Here is an 18046-nt window from a genome sequence, read left to right on the forward strand (position 1 = left end):
CCCGAAGAAGACGGCCAAGAAGACGCACGTAACGGCGCCCAGCCCCGCATCACCGGAGGAGCGTTCCCCTGGACAGACGCCAACCCCGTGCGGGGTTGGCGCTCACCGTGCTCTGCCGTAAAGAAAGAAATCAGCACCGACAGTGGTCGGGCTTAAAAGAAATCAGTAACGATAGTGGTCGGACTTGAACGGGCCCTCGACGGGGACGCCGATGTACTCGGCCTGGACCTTGGTCAGCTCGGTGAGCTTCACGCCCAGGGAGTCCAGGTGCAGGCGGGCGACCTTCTCGTCCAGGTGCTTGGGCAGCACGTAGACGCCGATCGGGTATTCGTCCGTCTTCGCGAACAGCTCGATCTGCGCGATCACCTGGTTGGTGAACGAGTTGGACATGACGAAGCTCGGGTGCCCGGTGGCGCAGCCCAGGTTCATCAGCCGGCCCTCGGCCAGGACGATGATCGAGTGGCCGTCGGCGAACACCCACTCGTCCACCTGCGGCTTGATGTTGCGCTTCTCGACGCCGGGCAGCTTGGCCAGGCCGGCCATGTCGATCTCGTTGTCGAAGTGGCCGATGTTGGAGACGATCGCCTGGTGCTTCATCTTCGCCATGTGCGCGGCGGTGATGATGTCGAAGTTGCCCGTCGCGGTGACGAAGATGTCGGCCAGGCCGACGACCTCGTCCAGCGTGGTGACCTGGAAGCCGTCCATGGCTGCCTGGAGCGCGCAGATCGGGTCGATCTCGGTCACGATGACGCGGGCACCCTGGCCGCGCAGCGCGTCGGCGCAGCCCTTGCCCACGTCGCCGTAGCCGCAGACCACGGCCACCTTGCCGCCGATCAGCACGTCGGTGGCGCGGTTGAGGCCGTCGATCACCGAGTGGCGGCAGCCGTACTTGTTGTCGAACTTGGACTTGGTCACCGAGTCGTTGACGTTGATCGCCGGGAAGAGCAGCGAGCCGGTCTTGTGCATCTCGTAGAGGCGGTGCACGCCGGTCGTGGTCTCCTCGGTCACGCCCTTGATGCTCTCGGCGATCGCGGTCCACCGCTTGTCGTCGCCGACCGTGCGCTGGAGCAGGTCGATGATGACGTGCCACTCCTCCGGGTCGTCGTCCGTGGCGGACGGGACGGCTCCGGCCTTCTCATATTCGGCGCCCTTGTGGACGAGGAGCGTGGCGTCGCCGCCGTCGTCGAGGATCATGTTGGGGGTCTGGCCGCCCGGCCAGGTGAGCGCCTGCTCGGTGCACCACCAGTATTCCTCCAGCGTCTCGCCCTTCCAGGCGAAGACCGGGACGCCCTTGGGGTCCTCGACGGTGCCCGTGGGGCCGACGACGACCGCGGCGGCGGCGTGGTCCTGGGTGGAGAAGATGTTGCAGCTGACCCAGCGGACCTCGGCGCCGAGCGCGACCAGCGTCTCGATGAGGACGGCGGTCTGGATCGTCATGTGCAGGGAGCCCATGATCCGCGCGCCGGACAGGGGTCGCGCACCTGCGTACTCACGGCGGATGGCCATGAGGCCGGGCATCTCGTGCTCGGCGAGCCGGATCTCCTTGCGGCCGAAGTCGGCAAGTGAAAGGTCGGCGACCTTGAAGTCCATCGGGTTTTCCCCTCGCATCACGGAGTTGTCGCGATGAGTTTAGGTGCCGTTCGAGCAAGGTCGCATCTCTAGCACCCGAAAGCTGACGTAAGAATGTAAGGATGCGCATCACTGAAGCGGCCAGGCGGCTCGGCATGTCCCCGCGAATGCTCCGATACCGGGAGGCTCTTGGCCTTCTGCCGCCGGTCCGGGAGCAGGGTGCGCATCGGCGGTTCGGCGCGGACGAGCTCGCGGCCGTGGCTCAGGGGATCGAGCTGGAGAAGCGGTTCGACATCTCCCCCGCCGAGCTGGCGTTCGCGTTGCGGGTGCTCAGCGAGCCCGCCGTGGCGGGCGCCGTACGCGATCTCGGGGTGCGAATCGGGCGCATCCAGGCGCCGCGCCGCGCCCTGGACTTCGAGCAGGAGAAGGCGTTGCGCCTCCTGCGAACCTCCGCCCCCGGCCACGCGTCCAAACGGTCATGATGGAACTGCTGGTGGCCACCGTGCTCGCCCTCTCCCCGGCGCAGCTGACCGGCGAGGTCAAGGTCTACTTCTCCAAGGGAGACGGCATTCCCGGCAAGGTGGTCGCGGTGACCAGGAAGGCGCCCGATCGCGGCGTCGCCAAGTTCGCGATCGAGCAACTGATCGCGGGCCCGACCAAGGGGGAGCGCGCGAAGGGTCTGCGCTCCGAGCTGACCGGACGGCTGCGCGGGCCGTCCGACTGCGGCGCCGACTTCAAGCTGAAGATCAAGGACGGCAAGGCCACGCTGCGCTTCTGCCGGACGGTGTGGGGCAGCGGGGTGGGCGGCGACGCGCGCGCCCTGCACACGATCGCCGCCACGTTGAAGCAGTTCAAGTCGGTCAAGAAAGTGATCACGCTGGACAAGGACGGCCGCTGCCTGTTCGACCAGTCGGACGCGGGCACGTCCTGCATAACCGGCCACGAGTAAGAACGAGTAAGGGCCGCTACGCGGCGGAGGCAGGGGCGTGGAGCTGCTGGGCGAGCCACGGCAGGGCCTGCGGCAGCTCCCTGTTCCAGGTGTTGAAGTTGTGCCCGCCGCTGGGCAGGATCAGCGACGACGCCTGCATCGGCGGCTTCACCGCGGCCAGGAACTGCTGCGTCGACCGATAGTCGCTCTCGCCCTTCTTGCTGCTGGTGACCAGCACGGTGACCGGCGGCGCGGGCAGGTTGGACAGCCGCCACATGAGGTCATTGCGCTGTTCGACCGCCTTGTCCCCGCCGAACAGGTCACCGGTGGTGCCGTCGATGATCGTCTTGTAGTAGCCCGAGAGCGACACGGCCGCCGAGAACGCGTCCGGATGGGTCATCGTGAGCTTCAGCGCGCAGTAGCCGCCGGTCGAACCACCCAATATGCCCCAGTAGTCCCGCCCGCTCCCCACCCGGTACGAGGCGATCATGTCCCGCCGCACGTCGGTGGCGAAGTACGCCTGCACCTGCGGCCCGTTCGGCACGTCGACGCACTCGGTGTCGCGCGGCAGCACCACGCTCGGCCGCATCATCACCAGGATCGTCGGCTTGACCTGGTGCTTGGCGATCGCGCTCGCCATCCGCCCCGGCAGGTCGAGCCGGGTCATGAGGTTGCGCGGGTCGCCCGGGTAGCCGGTCAGCGACAGGATCGCGGGGAAGCGCGCCTGCTTGTCGGTGAAGTAGGCCGAGGGCAGGAAGATGTACGCCTCCTCGCTGAGGTGCGTAGTCGGCCCCGGCATCATCACCTGCTCGATCCGCCCGCCCCGTACGGCCCGCTGGGACAGCACCTTGATGCCCGCCCCGACGCCCGCGACCGTGATGGGCGCCGATCCCGTGTCGGTGCCGAGCACGTCGTCCCACGAGCCGTAGAAGCCGAAGTACGAGTTCCCGATTAAGGCGAGCGCCACCAGCGTGAGCAGCTGGTTCCCCGCGAGCACACCCACCCTGCCCAGCACGGCCGGCCAGCCGCGCCCGCTCAGCCGGGGCCACAGCCACACGGTCGCGACCAGCGCCCCTACCGCGAGCACCAGCACGAGAAATTGAAGTTTCACCGAGGTCAGTCCCATATCGCCCTCCACGATAGGCATACTCCGCGCGGCGTAAGCATCGGGTTAAGCCCCTGCGGCAAGTCTGTCGGCGGTGACCCCGGTTCGGCTCTTCGACCTGATCGCCGATTGGCCCGGTCTCGGACCGGAATCACCTGATCACCACCGGCGAGCTAACACGGCCGTTATAGAGCCTCGAATCTAATATGGAGCTGTGAAGAGGCTCGCGCGCCCATGGGTGCCGACTGTCACCGGCTACGCCTCACTGATGATCGGCCTGCTCGACATCATCAGGGCCGTGGCCCCGGGATTCGGTCGCACAAGGATGGGCCAGTGGTCCGATCTGCTGCCCGGCATCGTCACCACGCTCGCGCGGGCGACGGCCCTGATCGTCGGCATCCTGCTGGTGATGCTGGCGCACGGGCTGCGCCGCAGGAAGGCGCGGGCCTGGCGGGCGATGGTGGTGCTGCTGCCCGTGAGCGCGGCCATAGAGCTCGTCCACCTGCGTCACCTGGTCACGGCCACGCTCAGCCTGGTCGTCTTCGTGGTGCTGCTGCTGAACAAGCACGAGTTCGCCGCACTGTCCGACCCCCGCACCCGCTGGCGGGCGCTGTGGAACTTCCTCGGTCTCGGCGCCCTCGACCTCGGCCTCGGCTACCTGCTGGTCAGCGCCCATCCGAGGGTCATCGTGGGCGACCCGAGCGTGCTGGACCGGTTCCAGCATGTCGTGTACGGCCTGGTGGGCGTCGAGGGCCCGGTCACCTACACCGACGACCGCGTCTCGGACCTGGTCTACCTCTCGCTGATCGCGCTCGGCACGCTGACCGCGGTCACCTCCCTCTACCTGCTGCTGCGCCCCGAACGCCCGATCTCCGAGCTCACCGAGGACGACGAGCTGCGGCTGCGCGACCTGCTCGGCAGACACGGGCAGCGCGACTCGCTCGGCTACTTCGCGCTCCGCCGCGACAAGAGCGTGCTCTTCTCCCCCTCGGGCAAGGCCGCGATCGCCTACCGGGTCGTCTCGGGCGTCATGCTGGCCAGCGGCGACCCGATCGGCGACCGCGAGGCGTGGCCGGCCGCGATCGACGGGTTCATGGCCAAGGCCAAACGGCACGCCTGGGTGCCCGCCGTGATCGGCTGCGGCGAGGTCGGCGGCGAGGTGTGGACCCGCAGGACCGGGATGTCGGCGCTGGAGCTCGGCGACGAGGCGGTGGTCGAGGTCGCCGACTTCACGCTGGAGGGCCGCGCCATGCGCAACGTCCGCCAGATGGCCAACAGGGTCGAGCGCGGGGGCTACACCTGCCGCGTCCAACGGGTCGCCGACCTGACCGGGGACGAGAAGGAACGGATCAAGCAGGCCGCCGTCTCCTGGCGCGGCACCGAGACCGAACGCGGCTTCTCCATGGCGCTCGGCCGCTTCGGCGACCCCGCCGACGCCGACTGCGTGGTGGCCACCGCGCACAAGGACGGCGAGATCAGAGCCGTGCTGCACTTCGTTCCATGGGGGCCGCACGGCATCTCCCTCGACCTGATGCGCAGGGACCGCGACGCCGATCCCGGACTGAACGAGCTGCTGATCGTCAAGACCCTCCAGGCCTCGCCCGAGATGGCGATCAAGCAGGTCTCGCTGAACTTCGCGATGTTCCGGGCGGCACTGGCCAGGGGCGAGCGGCTCGGCGCCGGGCCGGTGCTGCGGGCGTGGCGCGGCCTGCTGGTGTTCCTGTCGCACTGGTTCCAGATCGAGTCGCTGTACCGGTTCAACGCCAAGTTCCGGCCGATCTGGGAGCCGCGGTTCGTGGTCTACCCCAACGCCCGGGATCTGCCGCGGATCGGGGTGTCGGCGTTGCAGGCCGAGGCGTTCATCACGCTGGGCCTGCCCAGCCGCGGCTGGCGCCGCGCCACCCGCCTCATCAGACGCAACGCGGCCCCACTCGCCTCATAGCCGCGCACGCGCGCCCCTGGCGACCTTCGGGGCCGACGAGCACGGGAGAGGCCCGTCAGGGCGGGCAGCGGCCAGGCGGGAGAGCGCGGGGACAGGCCCGTAAGGGCGGGCGGCGGCCAAGCGGGAGAAGGCGGGGACAGGCCCGTCAGCGCCGGTCGGCGTCGGGCGAGAGAGTGTGGGACAACCCCGTCAGGCGGTCGGGGTGTGCGAGCGGTCGAGGTCCGGCTCCAGGTAGATGACCCGGGCGATCGGTACGGCCTCACGGATCCGCCGCTCGGCCTCGTCGATGCCCCTGGCGACCTCGGAGGCCGAGTCGTCGTGCGAAACCGCGATCTTGGCCGCCACCAGCAGTTCCTCCGGCCCGAGGTGCATCGTGCGCATGTGGATCACCCGGTCGACCGCCGGCGTACCCTCCAGCGCGGTCCGGATCTGGGCCTCCATCTCCGACGAGGCCCCCTCACCGACCAGCAGCGACTTGGTCTCGATGGCCAGCACGACCGCGATCACGGCCAGCAGCACGCCGATCATCAGCGTGCCGATCCCGTCCCACACGCCGTCACCCGTGATGACCGCCATCGCCACGCCGAACAGCGCGAAGATCAGGCCGAGCAGCGCGCCGAGGTCCTCCAGCAGGATGACCGGCAGCTCGGGCGACTTGGACCGCCGGATGAACGTCACCCACGACTGACTGCCGCGCAGCGGGTTGGACTCCCTGATCGCCGTACGGAAGGAGAAACCCTCCGCGATGATCGCGAAGATCAGCACCGCGAACGCCCAGATCGGCGACTCCACATCATGCGGACTCACGATCTTGCTGACACCCTCATAGAGCGAGAACGCCGCACCGATCGTGAACAGCACCACGGCCACCACGAACGCGTAGAAATAGCGCTCGCGCCCATATCCGAAAGGATGCGCCTTGTCCCGCTCCCGCTGCGCCCGCTTGCCGCCGAGCAGCAACAGCAGCTGGTTGCCCGAGTCGGCGACGGAGTGGATGCCTTCGGCGAGCATCGAGGACGACCCGGTGAAGAACGCGGCCACGAACTTCGACACGGCGATCGCCAGGTTGGCGGTCAACGCCGCAATGATCGCTTTGCTACCGCCACTCGCGCTCACCGGAAAACTCCACTCATCATGATCATGTCGTTAAAGGCCCGAAAAGGGATCCTATTGCGAAATTCTGGCCTTAAGCTCCGTGATCGCCGGCACAGGGGTCGGATCGACGCCATATCCGAGAGCCAGATAGGTGGTCGCGTAGTCGCACAGGCCGATCAGCGAGGCGATCCGCTCCAGCGGGTGCGTGCCTTCGGCGGACAGCTCGGTGACGGGCACGCCGCGATCGTTCGCCAGGCGTACGGTCGTCTCGCGGCGCCGCGACACCCGTGGGTCCTCCTCGACGTCGCGCAGCATCACCAGCCTGAGCGTGCGGCCGGCGGCGTCGGCGAAGATGTCGCGCGCGGCCATCGGCCCGTCGAAGGCGGCCACCTGGTTGTGGCCGGCCTCGGGCAGCTCGCCGAAGATCGCCGGGTATTTGGCGTTGGTGTTGAGCTGGCAGGCCAGCCGGTAGCCGGCGACCGCGGTGACGGAGGACGAGCCCCAGATCATCGGCACGCTCTCGGCCAGCTCCATGGCCAGCGTCTTGCCCGGGTTGACGAACGACTCGCTGGACGGCCGGCACCGGTGCGCGATGTCCTCCAGTGTCCCGGCCACCCGCTCGTAGAGCTCCTCGTCGGCCTTGACCAGGCCGAGCGAGGCGGCGGACACGATCAGCGGGATCGTCAGCAGCCAGAGGTTGGCGCGGGCCTGCCCAGTCGCCTGCACCGGCACGTAGACGGCCGACGCCTGCCTGGCGATCGCCTCCAGGGGCGAGTCCGCGCTGCCGATCGCGATCAGCGAGCAACCCCGCCGCACGGCCTCCATGGCCGCCGACTGCGTCTCCTCAGTACGCCCCGAGCACGACACCGCGATGACCAGATCGGTCGCGCCCACCCAGCCGGGCAGCTGGTGGGAGCGCAGGGTCACGATGGGCATCGGGGCGCCGTTGCCGCAGACCGCGGCCAGGACGTCGCCCGCGATCGCGGAGCCGCCCATGCCCACGACCACGACCGCGCGCGGACGCACCCGAGAGGTCAGCCGGTCGACGCCCGCCTCGACCGCGGCCCGGTAGGCGATGCGGACCTGGGCGGCCGAGGCCGCCACCGCCACCAGCATGCCGCCCGGATCGCCCTCAGTGAGATGGTGCTGGTCATCGAGCCGCTCGGGCTCCCAGGTCACGGCTTCCTGGCCTCGTCGACGAGCAGGACGGGAATGTCATCCCTGACCGGGTAGATCAGGCCACATCCCGTGCAGACCAGCTCCTCGGTCTCGCTCTCCGCGCGCAGCGGTGACTTGCACGCCGGGCAGGCCAGAATCTCCAGCAGCCAGTCGTCGATCTTCACACTGACACCCCTCTAACCATGGCGAGGACCTCGTCCCGTATCGCCGTCATCTTGCTCTCGTCAGCCGCCTCGGCGTTGAGCCGCAGCAGCGGCTCGGTGTTGGAGGCGCGCAGGTTGAACCACCAGTCGGCGCCGGTCACGGTGAGCCCGTCGAGCTCGTCGACGGTGCCCCTGGAGCCGAACGCCCCTCGTACGGACTGGAGGGCCGCTTCCTGGTCGGCGACCGTGCTGTTGATCTCGCCCGAGGCGTGGTAGCGCGCGTAGGCGCCGATCAGCTCCGACAGCGGGCGGTCCTGCTCGCCGAGCGCGGCCAGCACGTGCATCGCCGCGAGCATGCCGGAGTCGGCGAACCAGAAATCGCGGAAGTAGTAGTGGGCGGAGTGCTCGCCGCCGAAGACCGCGCCCGTGCGGGCCATCTCGGCCTTGATGAAGGAGTGCCCGACGCGGGTGCGCACCGGCTCGCCGCCGTGCTCGCGGACGATCTCCGGCACCCCCGCCGACGTGATCAGGTTGTGGATGATCGTCGCGCCCGGGTATTTGCCCAGCTCGCGTACGGCCACCAGCGCCGTGACGGCGGACGGCGAGACCGACTCGCCGCGCTCGTCGATCACCCAGCACCGGTCGGCGTCGCCGTCGAAGGCCAGCCCGAGGTCGGCGCCCGTCTCGCGAACGGCTCGCTGCAGATCGCGCAGGTTGGCCGGCTCCAGCGGGTTGGCCTCGTGGTTGGGGAAGGAGCCGTCGAGCTCGAAGTAGAGCGGGATCAGCTCGATCGGCAGGCCCTCGAAGACGGCCGGAACGGTGTGACCGCCCATGCCGTTGCCCGCGTCGGCGACGACCTTCAGCGGCCGGACGCTCGACAGGTCGACCAGCTTGCGCAGGTGGTCGGCGTAGCCCTGGAGCAGGTCCTTCCCGATCAGCGACCCGGCCGGCTCGGCGGTGCTGCCAGGCGACTCGGCCGCGCTGAGGCCGCCGCCGAGTAGTTCGGCCGCGCGGTCGCGGATCTCGGTGAGGCCGCTGTCGCCGCCGATCGGCACCGCGCCCGCGCGGCACATCTTCATGCCGTTGTATCGCGCCGGGTTGTGGCTGGCGGTGAACATCACGCCGGGCAGCCCCAGGCTGCCGCTGGCGTAGTAGAGCAGATCGGTGGAGCCCAGCCCGGCGTGCACCACGTCGGCGCCGCGCGAGCGCGCCCCGCGCACGAACGCCGCGGACAGCGGCCCGGATGACTCCCGCATGTCATGCGCGACCACGACCGATCGCGCCCCTGTCACCTCGACGAAGGCCGCCCCCACGGCCTCGGCGGTCGGCTCGTCCAGCTCGTCAGGCACCACGCCGCGAACGTCGTACGCCTTGAAGATCTTGGCGAGGTCGCCCACTCTCCAGCTCCGCCCCTAGGTCGTCACGTGTACGACCGAGCCTACCGGTCGCGATGTTGCTGGGCGGACCGAAGAACGCGCAGGTGCCCCCTCCGCCCGACCTCGACCCCTTGGCCGACCGGCTCGCCGCCACCGGACGGCGCGGGCCTGGCGGCCTCCCTGACGGCGTTGGCCAGCGCCTCGAGGTCGTCGGAGCTGGGCGACGTGCCGTCCGTGGGCAGCCGCACCACTTCCCAGCCGCGGGGAGCGGTCAGCCGCTCGGCGTGTTCGGCGCACAGGTCGTAACAGTGTGGCTCGGCGTACGTCGCCAGAGGGCCGAGAACAGCGGTCGAGTCGGCGTATACGTACGTGAGCGTGAAGACTGCAGGCTGACTGCAGGCGGTGCGGGAACAGCGGCGGACGGGGCTCACGGAGGGACCGTATCTGGTAAGAGTGCGAGGCGCCACTATCTGGGCGCTCTTAACGAGCGTGTCGCCACAATTCGGACACCTGTCGCAGGCTTTCTCCCCAACTGCCCCGAAGCCGCCTCCCCGTACACTTGCCGTGTGAACCAACGGCGTGGCCCCAGACGGCGTGACCGGCACGGTCGCGGCATGCGCGGCCCCCTCGCTCCCTCCCACGTGCCGATCGCCAGATCACGCAGCGAGCGGTTCGACGACCTCGTGCTCGACGCCGTCGACCGGCTCCGGCCGCAGTGGGGCAAGCAGCTGGCGGCGGTGGAGTTCGCGGTCGAGGAGGTGCCGCCGCTGAGCGAGCTCGGCGACGGGCCCCGGCTCGGCTCGGAGCCGATCCCGTTCGGCCGCGCCGACGTCGCGCGCGGTCAGGACCCGGCCGCCGTGGTCATCTACCGGCGGCCGCTGGAGGCTCGCGCCCGTGACCGCGACACGCTGGGGGCGCTGGTGCACGACACCGTGGTCGAGCAGGTGGCCACGCTCCTCGGCCTGTCACCCGAGACCGTCGACCCGGGCTACGACGACCGCCGCTGACCGGCCTGGCCCCGCGCGGCAGCCTAAGGTTTGGCAACCCTTGTCTAGTTGCAGAGAGTAGCCATACGATTACCGTGAGTGTTCACCGAGGTGAAGGAGAGCATCCATGGGCAGGCACGAGAAGCCCGACAGCCCGAAGGCCGAGGCCCTCGATCCGAAATCCGCCGCGAGCCGGGAAGCCGGCTCCAACAAGGACCAGAACAAGACCTCCAACGGCGCGCACAGCGCCGACTCGAAGGACGGAAAGAAGTAGTGAACGACCTGGCGCAGGGGGTTCAACGCCTGATCGAGCACCTCGACGAGTTCGACGACATCGGGCCACGCGTCAAAGGGGCGATCCGCGCGGTGCCCCGCCATCTGTTCATCCCTTCGGTAGCGCTCCCCGTGCCGACCACCCCCGACAGCGCGTACATCATCGACCGCGACGCCGACCCGGACGCCTGGTGGGACGCGGTCTACTCGCCCCACTCCATCGTCACCCAGCTCGACGACGGGGCCACCGACATCAGGGCCAAGGTGGGCGGCTACTCCTCCTCGGCCTCGGCGCCGAGCACCGTCGCCGACCTGCTCCAGATCCTGGACACCGTGCCAGGCCGCCGGGTGCTGGAGATCGGCACGGGCACCGGCTGGACCGCCGCCCTGCTGTCCCATCTCGTCGGCGAGGAGAACGTGACCTCGATCGACGTCGACCCCGTGGTGGCGGAGCAGGCCGCCAAGAACCTGAGCGCGGCCGGCGTGCACCCGCACCTGATCGTCGGCGACGGCGCGGCCGGCTGCCCGGAGCGGGCGCCGTTCGATCGGGTTCACGTCACCTGCGGCATCCGCACCGTGCCCTACACGTGGGTGGAGCAGTGCCGTCCTGGCGGGGAGATCGTGCTGCCCTACTGCCCCGGGTTCGGCGACAACCACGCCCTGCGGCTCATCGTCGCCCCGGACGGCACCGCGTACGGCCGCTTCCTCGGCTTCGCCTCGTACATGATGATGCGCTCCCAGCGTCCCGTCGCGGACCGCCCGGCCCGTGGCCCAGAGGACAAACACCGCTCCACCACGCGCGTGGACCCCCGCACGATCGCCTACGCTCCGTCCGGAGCGGACCTCGCCATCTCGTCGCTAACGGGCCTGACCTCGAGCGGCAGCGCGGAACCGGACGAAGACGGAGAGCTGTACCGGATATGGGTGTCCGACCCCGACGAGGCCTACTCCTGGGCGACCGTGGCGTGGCGACCCAACGCAGAGGAGTACGAGGTCTACCAGGTAGGCCGGCGGGCTCTGTGGGAGGAGGTCACCGATGCCTACTTCCGCTGGGTGAGCTGGGGCAAGCCCGACCGCGACCGGTTCGGCATGACCGTCACTCCCGACGGCCAGCAGATCTGGCTGGACGCCACGCCCATCGGGGAAGCACGACGGATGACGTGGCCGTCAGCCGCGGGAGCGGGGTCCAGGTTCGGGCGGGTGCCAGCGGCAGTTCGGTGATCGGCGACCCGCCCTCCATACATGCGAGAAGGGGTCACACGGCAGCCCGTGTGCCCCCTTCTCCTATATATCCCTTATATCGTTAAACGGCCTCTCGCTTGATCCTTCTGCGCTCCCGCTCGGACAGCCCACCCCAGATGCCGAACCGCTCATCGTGTTCGAGTGCGTACTCAAGGCACTCCGCACGTACTTCGCACGATCGGCAGACCTTCTTGGCCTCTCGGGTGGAGCCGCCCTTCTCCGGGAAGAACGCCTCCGGATCCGTCTGAGCGCACAGCGCACGCTCCTGCCAGCCGAGTTCTTCAGCGTCAAGCTCATCCTGTGCGATGACCAGATCGGTCACTGCACACCTCCCTGCCGCCCGCCCGCAATGGAGCCCCCCATGGAACGCCTTCCTTACTACCCACCCACAGGAAGGCGTAACAACATGGTTGTAATTACACGCGTGTGCCGTACGTGGAGTCAAGCGGCATGCCGGTATCCGGGGAAAGACCAGATCTCGCCCCGGTGTGCATGGCATGTGATGTTCGCACCCTGGCCTTGTCCCTGTTTCCATGGCGTTGGCCTGGGGTGTTGCAACGTCTGGCAGTGGTCCGAACCGTACCAGGGCGGGAGAGACTTCCGCCCGTGGCCCACCTTCTCTCTAGCCGTGCTTTAACGGTCGCTTACCTGCGTGGCTCGTTGGGGCTGTAAATGGCCGTGGGGTCGATCGGGTCGTCTCCCTGCCGGGGCGCGTCGCCGCCCAGCGCGTCACCACGGAACATCGACTGGTCGAGCCGGACGGTGGACTCCGCCGGGTGGTCGCCCCATCCGGCCGCCTGGGGCTGCGACTGGTGGTGCGGCTGGTAGGGCTGGGGCTCGTACTGGGCCGGCTGGGGCTCGTACGGGGCCTGGGGCGGCTCGTAAGGGACCTGGTGGGCGGGAGGCTGCGTCGGATAGCCCGGCTGCTGTTGCTGCGGGTGCCCGAAGGGGTCGTCGTAGGGCCTGGCCTGCTGCTGGCTCGCGTAGTCGGGAACGCGCAGGTCGGAGGCGGCGCCGGCCGCCGAGTGCTGGTAGGTCTCGGCCTGCTGGTAGGCGTCCAGGAGCTGCTGGGAACGCGGGTCCACTGGCGGGTCGGGCTCCTGGTAGGCGGCCGGGGTGGCGTACTCGTGGCCCGAGAAGCCGGTGAAGGGCTGGCCCTGCGGCTGGCTCTGGGGCTGGCCCTGCGGCTGGTTCTGCGGCTGGTCGAAGGCGTTGTGCCCGAAAGGCTGCTGACCGAACAGGGGCTGCGGCTGGGCCTGGTTCTGCGCCGGGTCGGCGGGCGCCCACGGGTTCGGCTGGCTGTCGACCGTCTGGTAGGCGTTCGCCTGGCTGTCCGCAGGGGCGTAGGCGTTGGGCTTGCTGTCCGCGGGGACGTACGGAGCCGCCGGGCTCTCCGGCGTGCTGAACGGGATCAGCTGGTTGTCCGGCGTGTTGTACGGGATCGCCTGGCTGTCCGGGGTGTTGTAGGTGATCGCCTGGTTGGCCGGTGTGTTGTACGGCTGGGAGAAGGCGCTCGGCTGGCTGTCCGCGGGGACGTAGGGGGCGGGCTGGTACTCGGGCTTCGGCTGGTGACCGCCGTCGGGCGTCGGGAAGCTCGGGTTCGTCTGGCCGAAGCCGGGCTGGGGCGTGGGGAAGCTGGGATCCGTCTGGCCGAACCCGGGCTGGGGCTGAGGCGTGGAGAAGCTGGGGTCCGTCTGACCGAAGCCGGGCTGAGGCGTGGGGAAGCCCTGGTCTGGCTGGTCACGGTCGGTCGTGGCGGGGAATGCGACGGTGACCGGCTGGGGGGTCGAGGCCGGCTCCGGAGCGTAGGGGGACTGCTCGGGCTGGCCGCCGTAACTGGTCGGTTGCTGGCCATAAGCGGGCTGCTCGGGCGCGCCACCGTAACTCGGCGGCTGCTGACCATAGGCGGGCTGCTCAGGCTGGCCACCCTGACTCGGCGGCTGCTGGGCGTATCCCGGCTGCTCCGCCGGGGCTCCGAAGCCGTCCGGCTGACCGCCGAAGCTGGGCGGCTGCTGGGCATACCCGGCCTGACCGGCCTGCTCCGCCGCCGCCGGACCGCCGTAACTGGGCGGTTGCTGTCCATAACCCGGCTGCTCACCGTAGCTCGGTGGCTGCTGGCCAGGGGCGGGCTGCTCGGGCGCGCCACCGTAACTCGGCGGCTGCTGACCATAAGCGGGTTGCTCAAGCTGGCCGCCAAGGCCCGGAGGCTGCTGGGCGTAGCCGGGCTGCTCGGGCTGGCCGCCATAGCTGGGGGGTTGCTGGCCGTACGGCTGCTGCTGGCCGGGGGGCTGCTGACCATAAGGGGCGTTGGGGAACTGCTGGCCGTACCCCTGCTGGGGCTGGACGGCTGGGCGGTCGGGCAGGACCTGTGGGAGCAAGTAGACCAGCGCGATGGCCGTCAGCGCGAGCACCGGCACGCCCCTGATCACGAACTCCGCCGTCAACCGCGCGCCACTGCCCGCGAAGAGCCCGAGGATCAGCGTGATCGCGCCGAACAGGGTGGCGATGCCGAGCATGGCCGCCGCGCCGAACGCGACCGGCTTGGCCTGGGACGACGGCGCGCCGACCTTGGTGAGCAGCACCACCGAGCCGAGGAGCAGCGCCGTGGTGACGGGGCTGGTGAAGTTCCCGAAGTTGCTGAAGGCACGGTCCGCGAAGGAGAGGTCGGCGACCACGGAGCCCGAAGAGCTGACCAGGACCTTGCCGATGGACACGAGGATGTTCAGTCCGCCGCCGGCGAGCATGAGCCAGGCGGCCGGCTCCCTCAGCCGGGCGACGTCAAGTTTGCTCACAAGTACCCCCATCGGACCCTTTGGCCCGAAGGGAGTTTGCCACATCGATGACTTTGGCGGCGGATGTCCGAGCAACCTCTTACGCGCTAGACGTCCACATAAAGCATGGTTTGCTGGGTTTTTCGGAGACCGAAGCGTTGTAAAGCCGCCTCCCGAGACAGGTGTGTCGGTGGCCGGTGCGAGACTGGTCCGCATGCACATCGTGTCCCTCGCCGGCGGCATCGGCGGCGCCCGCTTCCTGCGTGGCCTGCGGGCGACGGCCCCCGACGCCCAGATCACCGTCATCGGCAACACGGGCGACGACATCACCCTGTTCGGCCTGCGGGTCTGCCCTGACCTCGACACTGTCATGTACACCCTGGGCGGCGGCATCGACGAGGAGCAGGGCTGGGGTCGCGCCAAGGAGTCCCATGCCGTCAAGGAGGAGCTGGCGGCCTACGGGGTCGAGCCGCAGTGGTTCGGGCTGGGCGACCGCGACTTCGCCACGCACATCGTCCGGTCGCAGATGCTGGAGGCCGGCTACCCGCTCTCCCAGATCACCGAGGCGCTGTGCGCGCGCTGGCAGCCGGGCGTGCGCCTGCTGCCGATGAGCGACGACCGCTGCGAGACGCACGTCGTCGTCTCCGACGAGCGCGGGCGGCGGGCGATCCACTTCCAGGAGTGGTGGGTACGCCTGCGCGCCGCCATCCCCGCCGAGTCGATCGCGCTGGTCGGGGTCGAGACCGCCAAACCGGCGCCTGGCGTGCTGGAGGCCATCGCGGAGGCCGACGTGGTGATCCTGCCGCCGTCCAACCCGGTGGTGAGCATCGGCACGATCCTTCAGGTGCCGGGCATCCGCGAGGCGCTGCTGGCCAAGACCGTAGTGGGCGTCTCCCCCATCATCGGCGGGGCGCCGGTGCGCGGCATGGCCGACGCCTGCCTGACCGCGATCGGCGTCGAGACCAGCGCCCAGGCGGTGCTGGACCTCTACGGCGCGGAGCTGATCGACGGCTGGCTGGTCGCCGAGGAGGATTCCGGCGTCGCTCTCGACGGGGTCAGGGTGGAGTCACGACCGCTGATCATGCACGACGCCGAGGCGGCGGCCGACATCGCCCGCGCCACCCTCGACCTGGCCCTGGAGCTCGCCCGATGACCCCAACGAGTCCGATCGAGCCCACGAGTCCGGCGGAGCCCGCCATCCCGGCCGAGGCCTCCATCCCGACCGAGCCCCCCGCCTCGGCCGAGCACGCCGACGCAGCGAGTCCGGTCAGTCCGGTCGGCGGTCTGGCCGGTCGTGTCGAGGTGTTCGGGGTCCCGGGCATCGGTGAGGTGCGGCCCGGCGACGACATCGCGGCCCTGCTCGGCGACGCCGACCTGCGCGACGGCGACATCCTCGTCATCACCTCCAAGATCGTGAGCAAGGCCGAGGGCCGGATCCGCCAGGCCCCCGATCGTCAGGCCGCCATCGCCGAAGAGACCGAGCGCGTGGTGGCCAGGCGCGGCGACACCGTCATCTCACAGACCCGCCACGGCTTCGTCATGGCCGCCGCCGGGGTCGACGCCTCCAACACCGCCCCCGGCACGGTCCTGCTGCTCCCCGAGGACTCCGACGCCTCCGCCCAGCGCGTCCGCGCGGCCCTGGCGGCCCGCGCGCGAGTGGGCGTGATCATCTCTGACACGTTCGGCCGCCCATGGCGCCATGGTCTGACCGACGTGGCGATCGGCGCCGCCGGCGTGACCCCGCTCGAAGACCTGCGCGGCGGCACCGACACCCACGGCAACCCGCTCAACGCCACCGTGACCGCCCTGATCGACGAGATCGCCGCAGCCGCCGAGCTGGTCAAGGGCAAGCTCGCGGGCGTGCCCGTGGCCGTCGTGCGCGGCCTGTCCCACCTGGTGACCGAGGAGGACGGGCCGGGCGTCCGGGCGCTGGTCCGGCCGGCCGACGAGGACATGTTCCGCTACGGCTCGCGTGACGTGGTGTTCGCCCGCCGTACGATCAGGGAGTTCTCCACCGAGCCCGTCGACTCCTATGCCGTACGCCGGGCGGTGGCGGCGGGCATCGCCGCGCCGGCGCCGCACCACACGACCCCGTGGCGGTTCGTGCTGGTCGAGTCGGCGCAGACGAAGGTGAAACTGCTCGACGCCATGCGTGATGCCTGGATCGCCGACCTGCGGGCCGACGGGTTCACCGAGGAGTCGATCACCAAGCGGGTCAGGCGCGGCGACGTGCTGCGCAACGCCCCCTACCTGGTCGTGCCGTGCCTGGTGATGGAGGGCTCCCACACCTACCGTGACGAGCGGCGCAACGCCTCCGAGCGCGAGATGTTCATCGTGGCGACGGGCGCCGGCGTCGAGAACTTCCTCATCCAGCTGGCCGTCGAGGGACTCGGCTCGGCGTGGGTGTCGTCCACGATGTTCTGCCGTCCGGTGGTGCGCGAGGTGCTCGACCTGCCGGAGTCGTGGGACCCGATGGGCTGCGTCGCGGTGGGCCACGCGGCGGCCCCGCCCCGGGACCGCCCGCCCCGCGATCCGCAGGACTTCATCCTGACGCGCTGACAGCCAGTCAAAAGCAGTCAAGGGCCCATTTACCGTTAATAAGGTTTCCTTTACATTCGGAGCATCCCCCCATGTAAAGGAGCACTCCATGAGAAGGATGCTCACATTACTCACCGTGGCGGTGGTCTCGATCGCCGCCATGGTCTACGTCGCCGAGCCGGCCCTGGCGCACGGCTACATCAACTCCCCGCCCAGCCGTCAGGCGTTCTGCGCGCAGGGTCAGGTGCCCAACTGCGGCGACATCATCTACGAGCCGCAGAGCGTGGAAGGGCCGAAGGGGCTGCGTAACTGCCACGGCAACAACGCCCGCTTCGCCCAGCTCAGCGACGAGTCCAAGCCCTGGCCGGTCACCTCGGTCGGCAACTCGGTGACCTTCAGGTGGACACTCACCGCCAGGCACTCCACCAGCACCTGGGAGTACTTCATCGGCAACACCCGGGTCGCCTCGTTCAACGACGGAGGAGCCCAGCCACCGGCGACGGTCACCCACACCGTGAACTTCGCCGGCTACAGCGGCCGGCAGAAGGTCCTGGCGATCTGGAACATCGCCGACACCTCCAACGCCTTCTACTCCTGCGTCGACCTGAGGTTCGGCGGAGGCGGCGGGAACCCGACCCCCACGCCCACACCGACCCCCACCCCCACCCCGACGCCCACGCCGACCCCGACAGTGACGCCGGGTGGCACCTGGGCGCCGAATGTCGCGTACGCGGTGGGCGCGCAGGTCACGTACGCCGGGCTGTCGTACAAGTGCATCCAGGCGCACACCGCACTCCCCGGATGGGAGCCGCCGAACGTACCGGCGCTATGGCAGCGCGTCTAACCCGCGGAGCTCGTGAGCGAGCGAGGGGGTGCCGGGGCTTCCCGGCACCCCCTCA

18 protein-coding genes are annotated in these 18046 nt (G+C 69.6%); 9 read left to right on the plus strand and 9 right to left on the minus strand.

Annotated elements, in window-relative coordinates; all coding sequences use genetic code 11:
- Positions 1–162: 162 nt before the first annotated feature.
- Positions 163–1590, minus strand: coding sequence for an adenosylhomocysteinase (gene ahcY / locus ACQP2T_RS53205; RefSeq protein WP_433512421.1), 1428 nt, complete (start codon positions 1588–1590; stop codon positions 163–165).
- A gap of 101 nt (positions 1591–1691) precedes the next feature.
- On the opposite strand from ahcY, the gene ACQP2T_RS53210 reads away from it, so the two are divergent.
- Entirely contained in the window at positions 1692–2051 is a 360-nt protein-coding gene (locus ACQP2T_RS53210; protein ID WP_358550826.1) for a MerR family DNA-binding transcriptional regulator, read from the plus strand.
- Complete coding sequence (locus tag ACQP2T_RS53215) at positions 2048–2518, plus strand: GerMN domain-containing protein (protein ID WP_433512422.1); 471 nt, start codon at positions 2048–2050, stop codon at positions 2516–2518. The genes ACQP2T_RS53210 and ACQP2T_RS53215 overlap by 4 nt, the downstream gene beginning before the upstream one ends.
- A 16-nt stretch (positions 2519–2534) precedes the next feature.
- Here the strand turns inward: ACQP2T_RS53215 and ACQP2T_RS53220 are convergent, their stop codons facing one another.
- On the minus strand, positions 2535–3623 hold the full coding sequence (locus ACQP2T_RS53220; RefSeq protein WP_433512423.1) for an alpha/beta hydrolase: 1089 nt from the start codon (positions 3621–3623) through the stop codon (positions 2535–2537).
- 193 nt (positions 3624–3816) lie between these two features.
- Here ACQP2T_RS53220 and ACQP2T_RS53225 point away from each other — a divergent pair, with 193 nt between their 5' ends.
- A complete protein-coding gene (locus ACQP2T_RS53225) occupies positions 3817–5544 on the plus strand; it encodes a phosphatidylglycerol lysyltransferase domain-containing protein (RefSeq protein WP_433512424.1) in 1728 nt (575 codons plus the stop codon).
- 189 nt (positions 5545–5733) lie between these two features.
- Here the strand turns inward: ACQP2T_RS53225 and ACQP2T_RS53230 are convergent, their stop codons facing one another.
- Genes ACQP2T_RS53230 through ACQP2T_RS53250 form a run of 5 tightly spaced genes read right to left on the minus strand, consistent with a single transcriptional unit; the run spans position 5734 to position 9768 of the window.
- Positions 5734–6660 (minus strand): cation diffusion facilitator family transporter, encoded by a 927-nt coding sequence (locus ACQP2T_RS53230; RefSeq protein WP_433512425.1) that lies wholly within the window; start codon positions 6658–6660, stop codon positions 5734–5736.
- A gap of 51 nt (positions 6661–6711) precedes the next feature.
- A complete protein-coding gene (locus tag ACQP2T_RS53235; protein WP_433512426.1) occupies positions 6712–7818 on the minus strand; it encodes an SIS domain-containing protein in 1107 nt (368 codons plus the stop codon).
- On the minus strand, positions 7815–7982 hold the full coding sequence (locus tag ACQP2T_RS53240) for a Trm112 family protein (RefSeq protein ID WP_214633501.1): 168 nt from the start codon (positions 7980–7982) through the stop codon (positions 7815–7817). Before ACQP2T_RS53240 ends, ACQP2T_RS53235 begins: the two co-directional genes overlap by 4 nt.
- Positions 7979–9358 (minus strand): phosphomannomutase/phosphoglucomutase, encoded by a 1380-nt coding sequence (locus ACQP2T_RS53245; RefSeq protein WP_433512427.1) that lies wholly within the window; start codon positions 9356–9358, stop codon positions 7979–7981. The genes ACQP2T_RS53240 and ACQP2T_RS53245 overlap by 4 nt, the downstream gene beginning before the upstream one ends.
- Before the next feature lie 41 nt (positions 9359–9399).
- Complete coding sequence (locus ACQP2T_RS53250; RefSeq protein ID WP_214633499.1) at positions 9400–9768, minus strand: DUF3499 domain-containing protein; 369 nt, start codon at positions 9766–9768, stop codon at positions 9400–9402.
- A gap of 183 nt (positions 9769–9951) precedes the next feature.
- Here ACQP2T_RS53250 and ACQP2T_RS53255 point away from each other — a divergent pair, with 183 nt between their 5' ends.
- From ACQP2T_RS53255 to ACQP2T_RS53265, 3 genes are all read left to right on the plus strand, one after another.
- Positions 9952–10344 carry a metallopeptidase family protein gene (locus tag ACQP2T_RS53255; protein ID WP_357647905.1) on the plus strand — a complete coding sequence of 131 codons (393 nt, stop codon included), beginning with the start codon at positions 9952–9954 and terminating at the stop codon, positions 10342–10344.
- A gap of 106 nt (positions 10345–10450) precedes the next feature.
- Positions 10451–10597 (plus strand): hypothetical protein, encoded by a 147-nt coding sequence (locus ACQP2T_RS53260; RefSeq protein WP_358550811.1) that lies wholly within the window; start codon positions 10451–10453, stop codon positions 10595–10597.
- A complete protein-coding gene (locus ACQP2T_RS53265) occupies positions 10597–11817 on the plus strand; it encodes a methyltransferase domain-containing protein (RefSeq protein ID WP_433512428.1) in 1221 nt (406 codons plus the stop codon). The genes ACQP2T_RS53260 and ACQP2T_RS53265 overlap by 1 nt, the downstream gene beginning before the upstream one ends.
- A gap of 82 nt (positions 11818–11899) precedes the next feature.
- Here ACQP2T_RS53265 and ACQP2T_RS53270 read toward each other — a convergent pair whose 3' ends face one another.
- The gene (locus ACQP2T_RS53270) at positions 11900–12160 is read right to left on the minus strand and encodes a WhiB family transcriptional regulator (protein ID WP_214633495.1); all 261 of its coding nucleotides are present in this window, start codon (positions 12158–12160) and stop codon (positions 11900–11902) included.
- Between the two features lie 322 nt (positions 12161–12482).
- Positions 12483–14630 carry a hypothetical protein gene (locus tag ACQP2T_RS53275; RefSeq protein ID WP_433512429.1) on the minus strand — a complete coding sequence of 716 codons (2148 nt, stop codon included), beginning with the start codon at positions 14628–14630 and terminating at the stop codon, positions 12483–12485.
- A 193-nt stretch (positions 14631–14823) separates the two neighbouring features.
- Between ACQP2T_RS53275 and cofD the strand changes: the two genes are divergently transcribed.
- The 3 genes from cofD (at position 14824) to ACQP2T_RS53290 (ending at position 17991) form a co-directional block, all read left to right on the plus strand.
- On the plus strand, positions 14824–15762 hold the full coding sequence (cofD, locus tag ACQP2T_RS53280) for a 2-phospho-L-lactate transferase (RefSeq protein ID WP_433512430.1): 939 nt from the start codon (positions 14824–14826) through the stop codon (positions 15760–15762).
- The gene (locus ACQP2T_RS53285; RefSeq protein WP_433512431.1) at positions 15759–17168 is read left to right on the plus strand and encodes a coenzyme F420-0:L-glutamate ligase; all 1410 of its coding nucleotides are present in this window, start codon (positions 15759–15761) and stop codon (positions 17166–17168) included. The genes cofD and ACQP2T_RS53285 overlap by 4 nt, the downstream gene beginning before the upstream one ends.
- Before the next feature lie 88 nt (positions 17169–17256).
- Positions 17257–17991, plus strand: coding sequence for a lytic polysaccharide monooxygenase (locus ACQP2T_RS53290; protein WP_433512432.1), 735 nt, complete (start codon positions 17257–17259; stop codon positions 17989–17991).
- Positions 17992–18046 lie beyond the last annotated feature (55 nt).

Source organism: Nonomuraea sp. CA-143628, from assembly GCF_050942315.1.
Taxonomy (GTDB): domain Bacteria; phylum Actinomycetota; class Actinomycetes; order Streptosporangiales; family Streptosporangiaceae; genus Nonomuraea.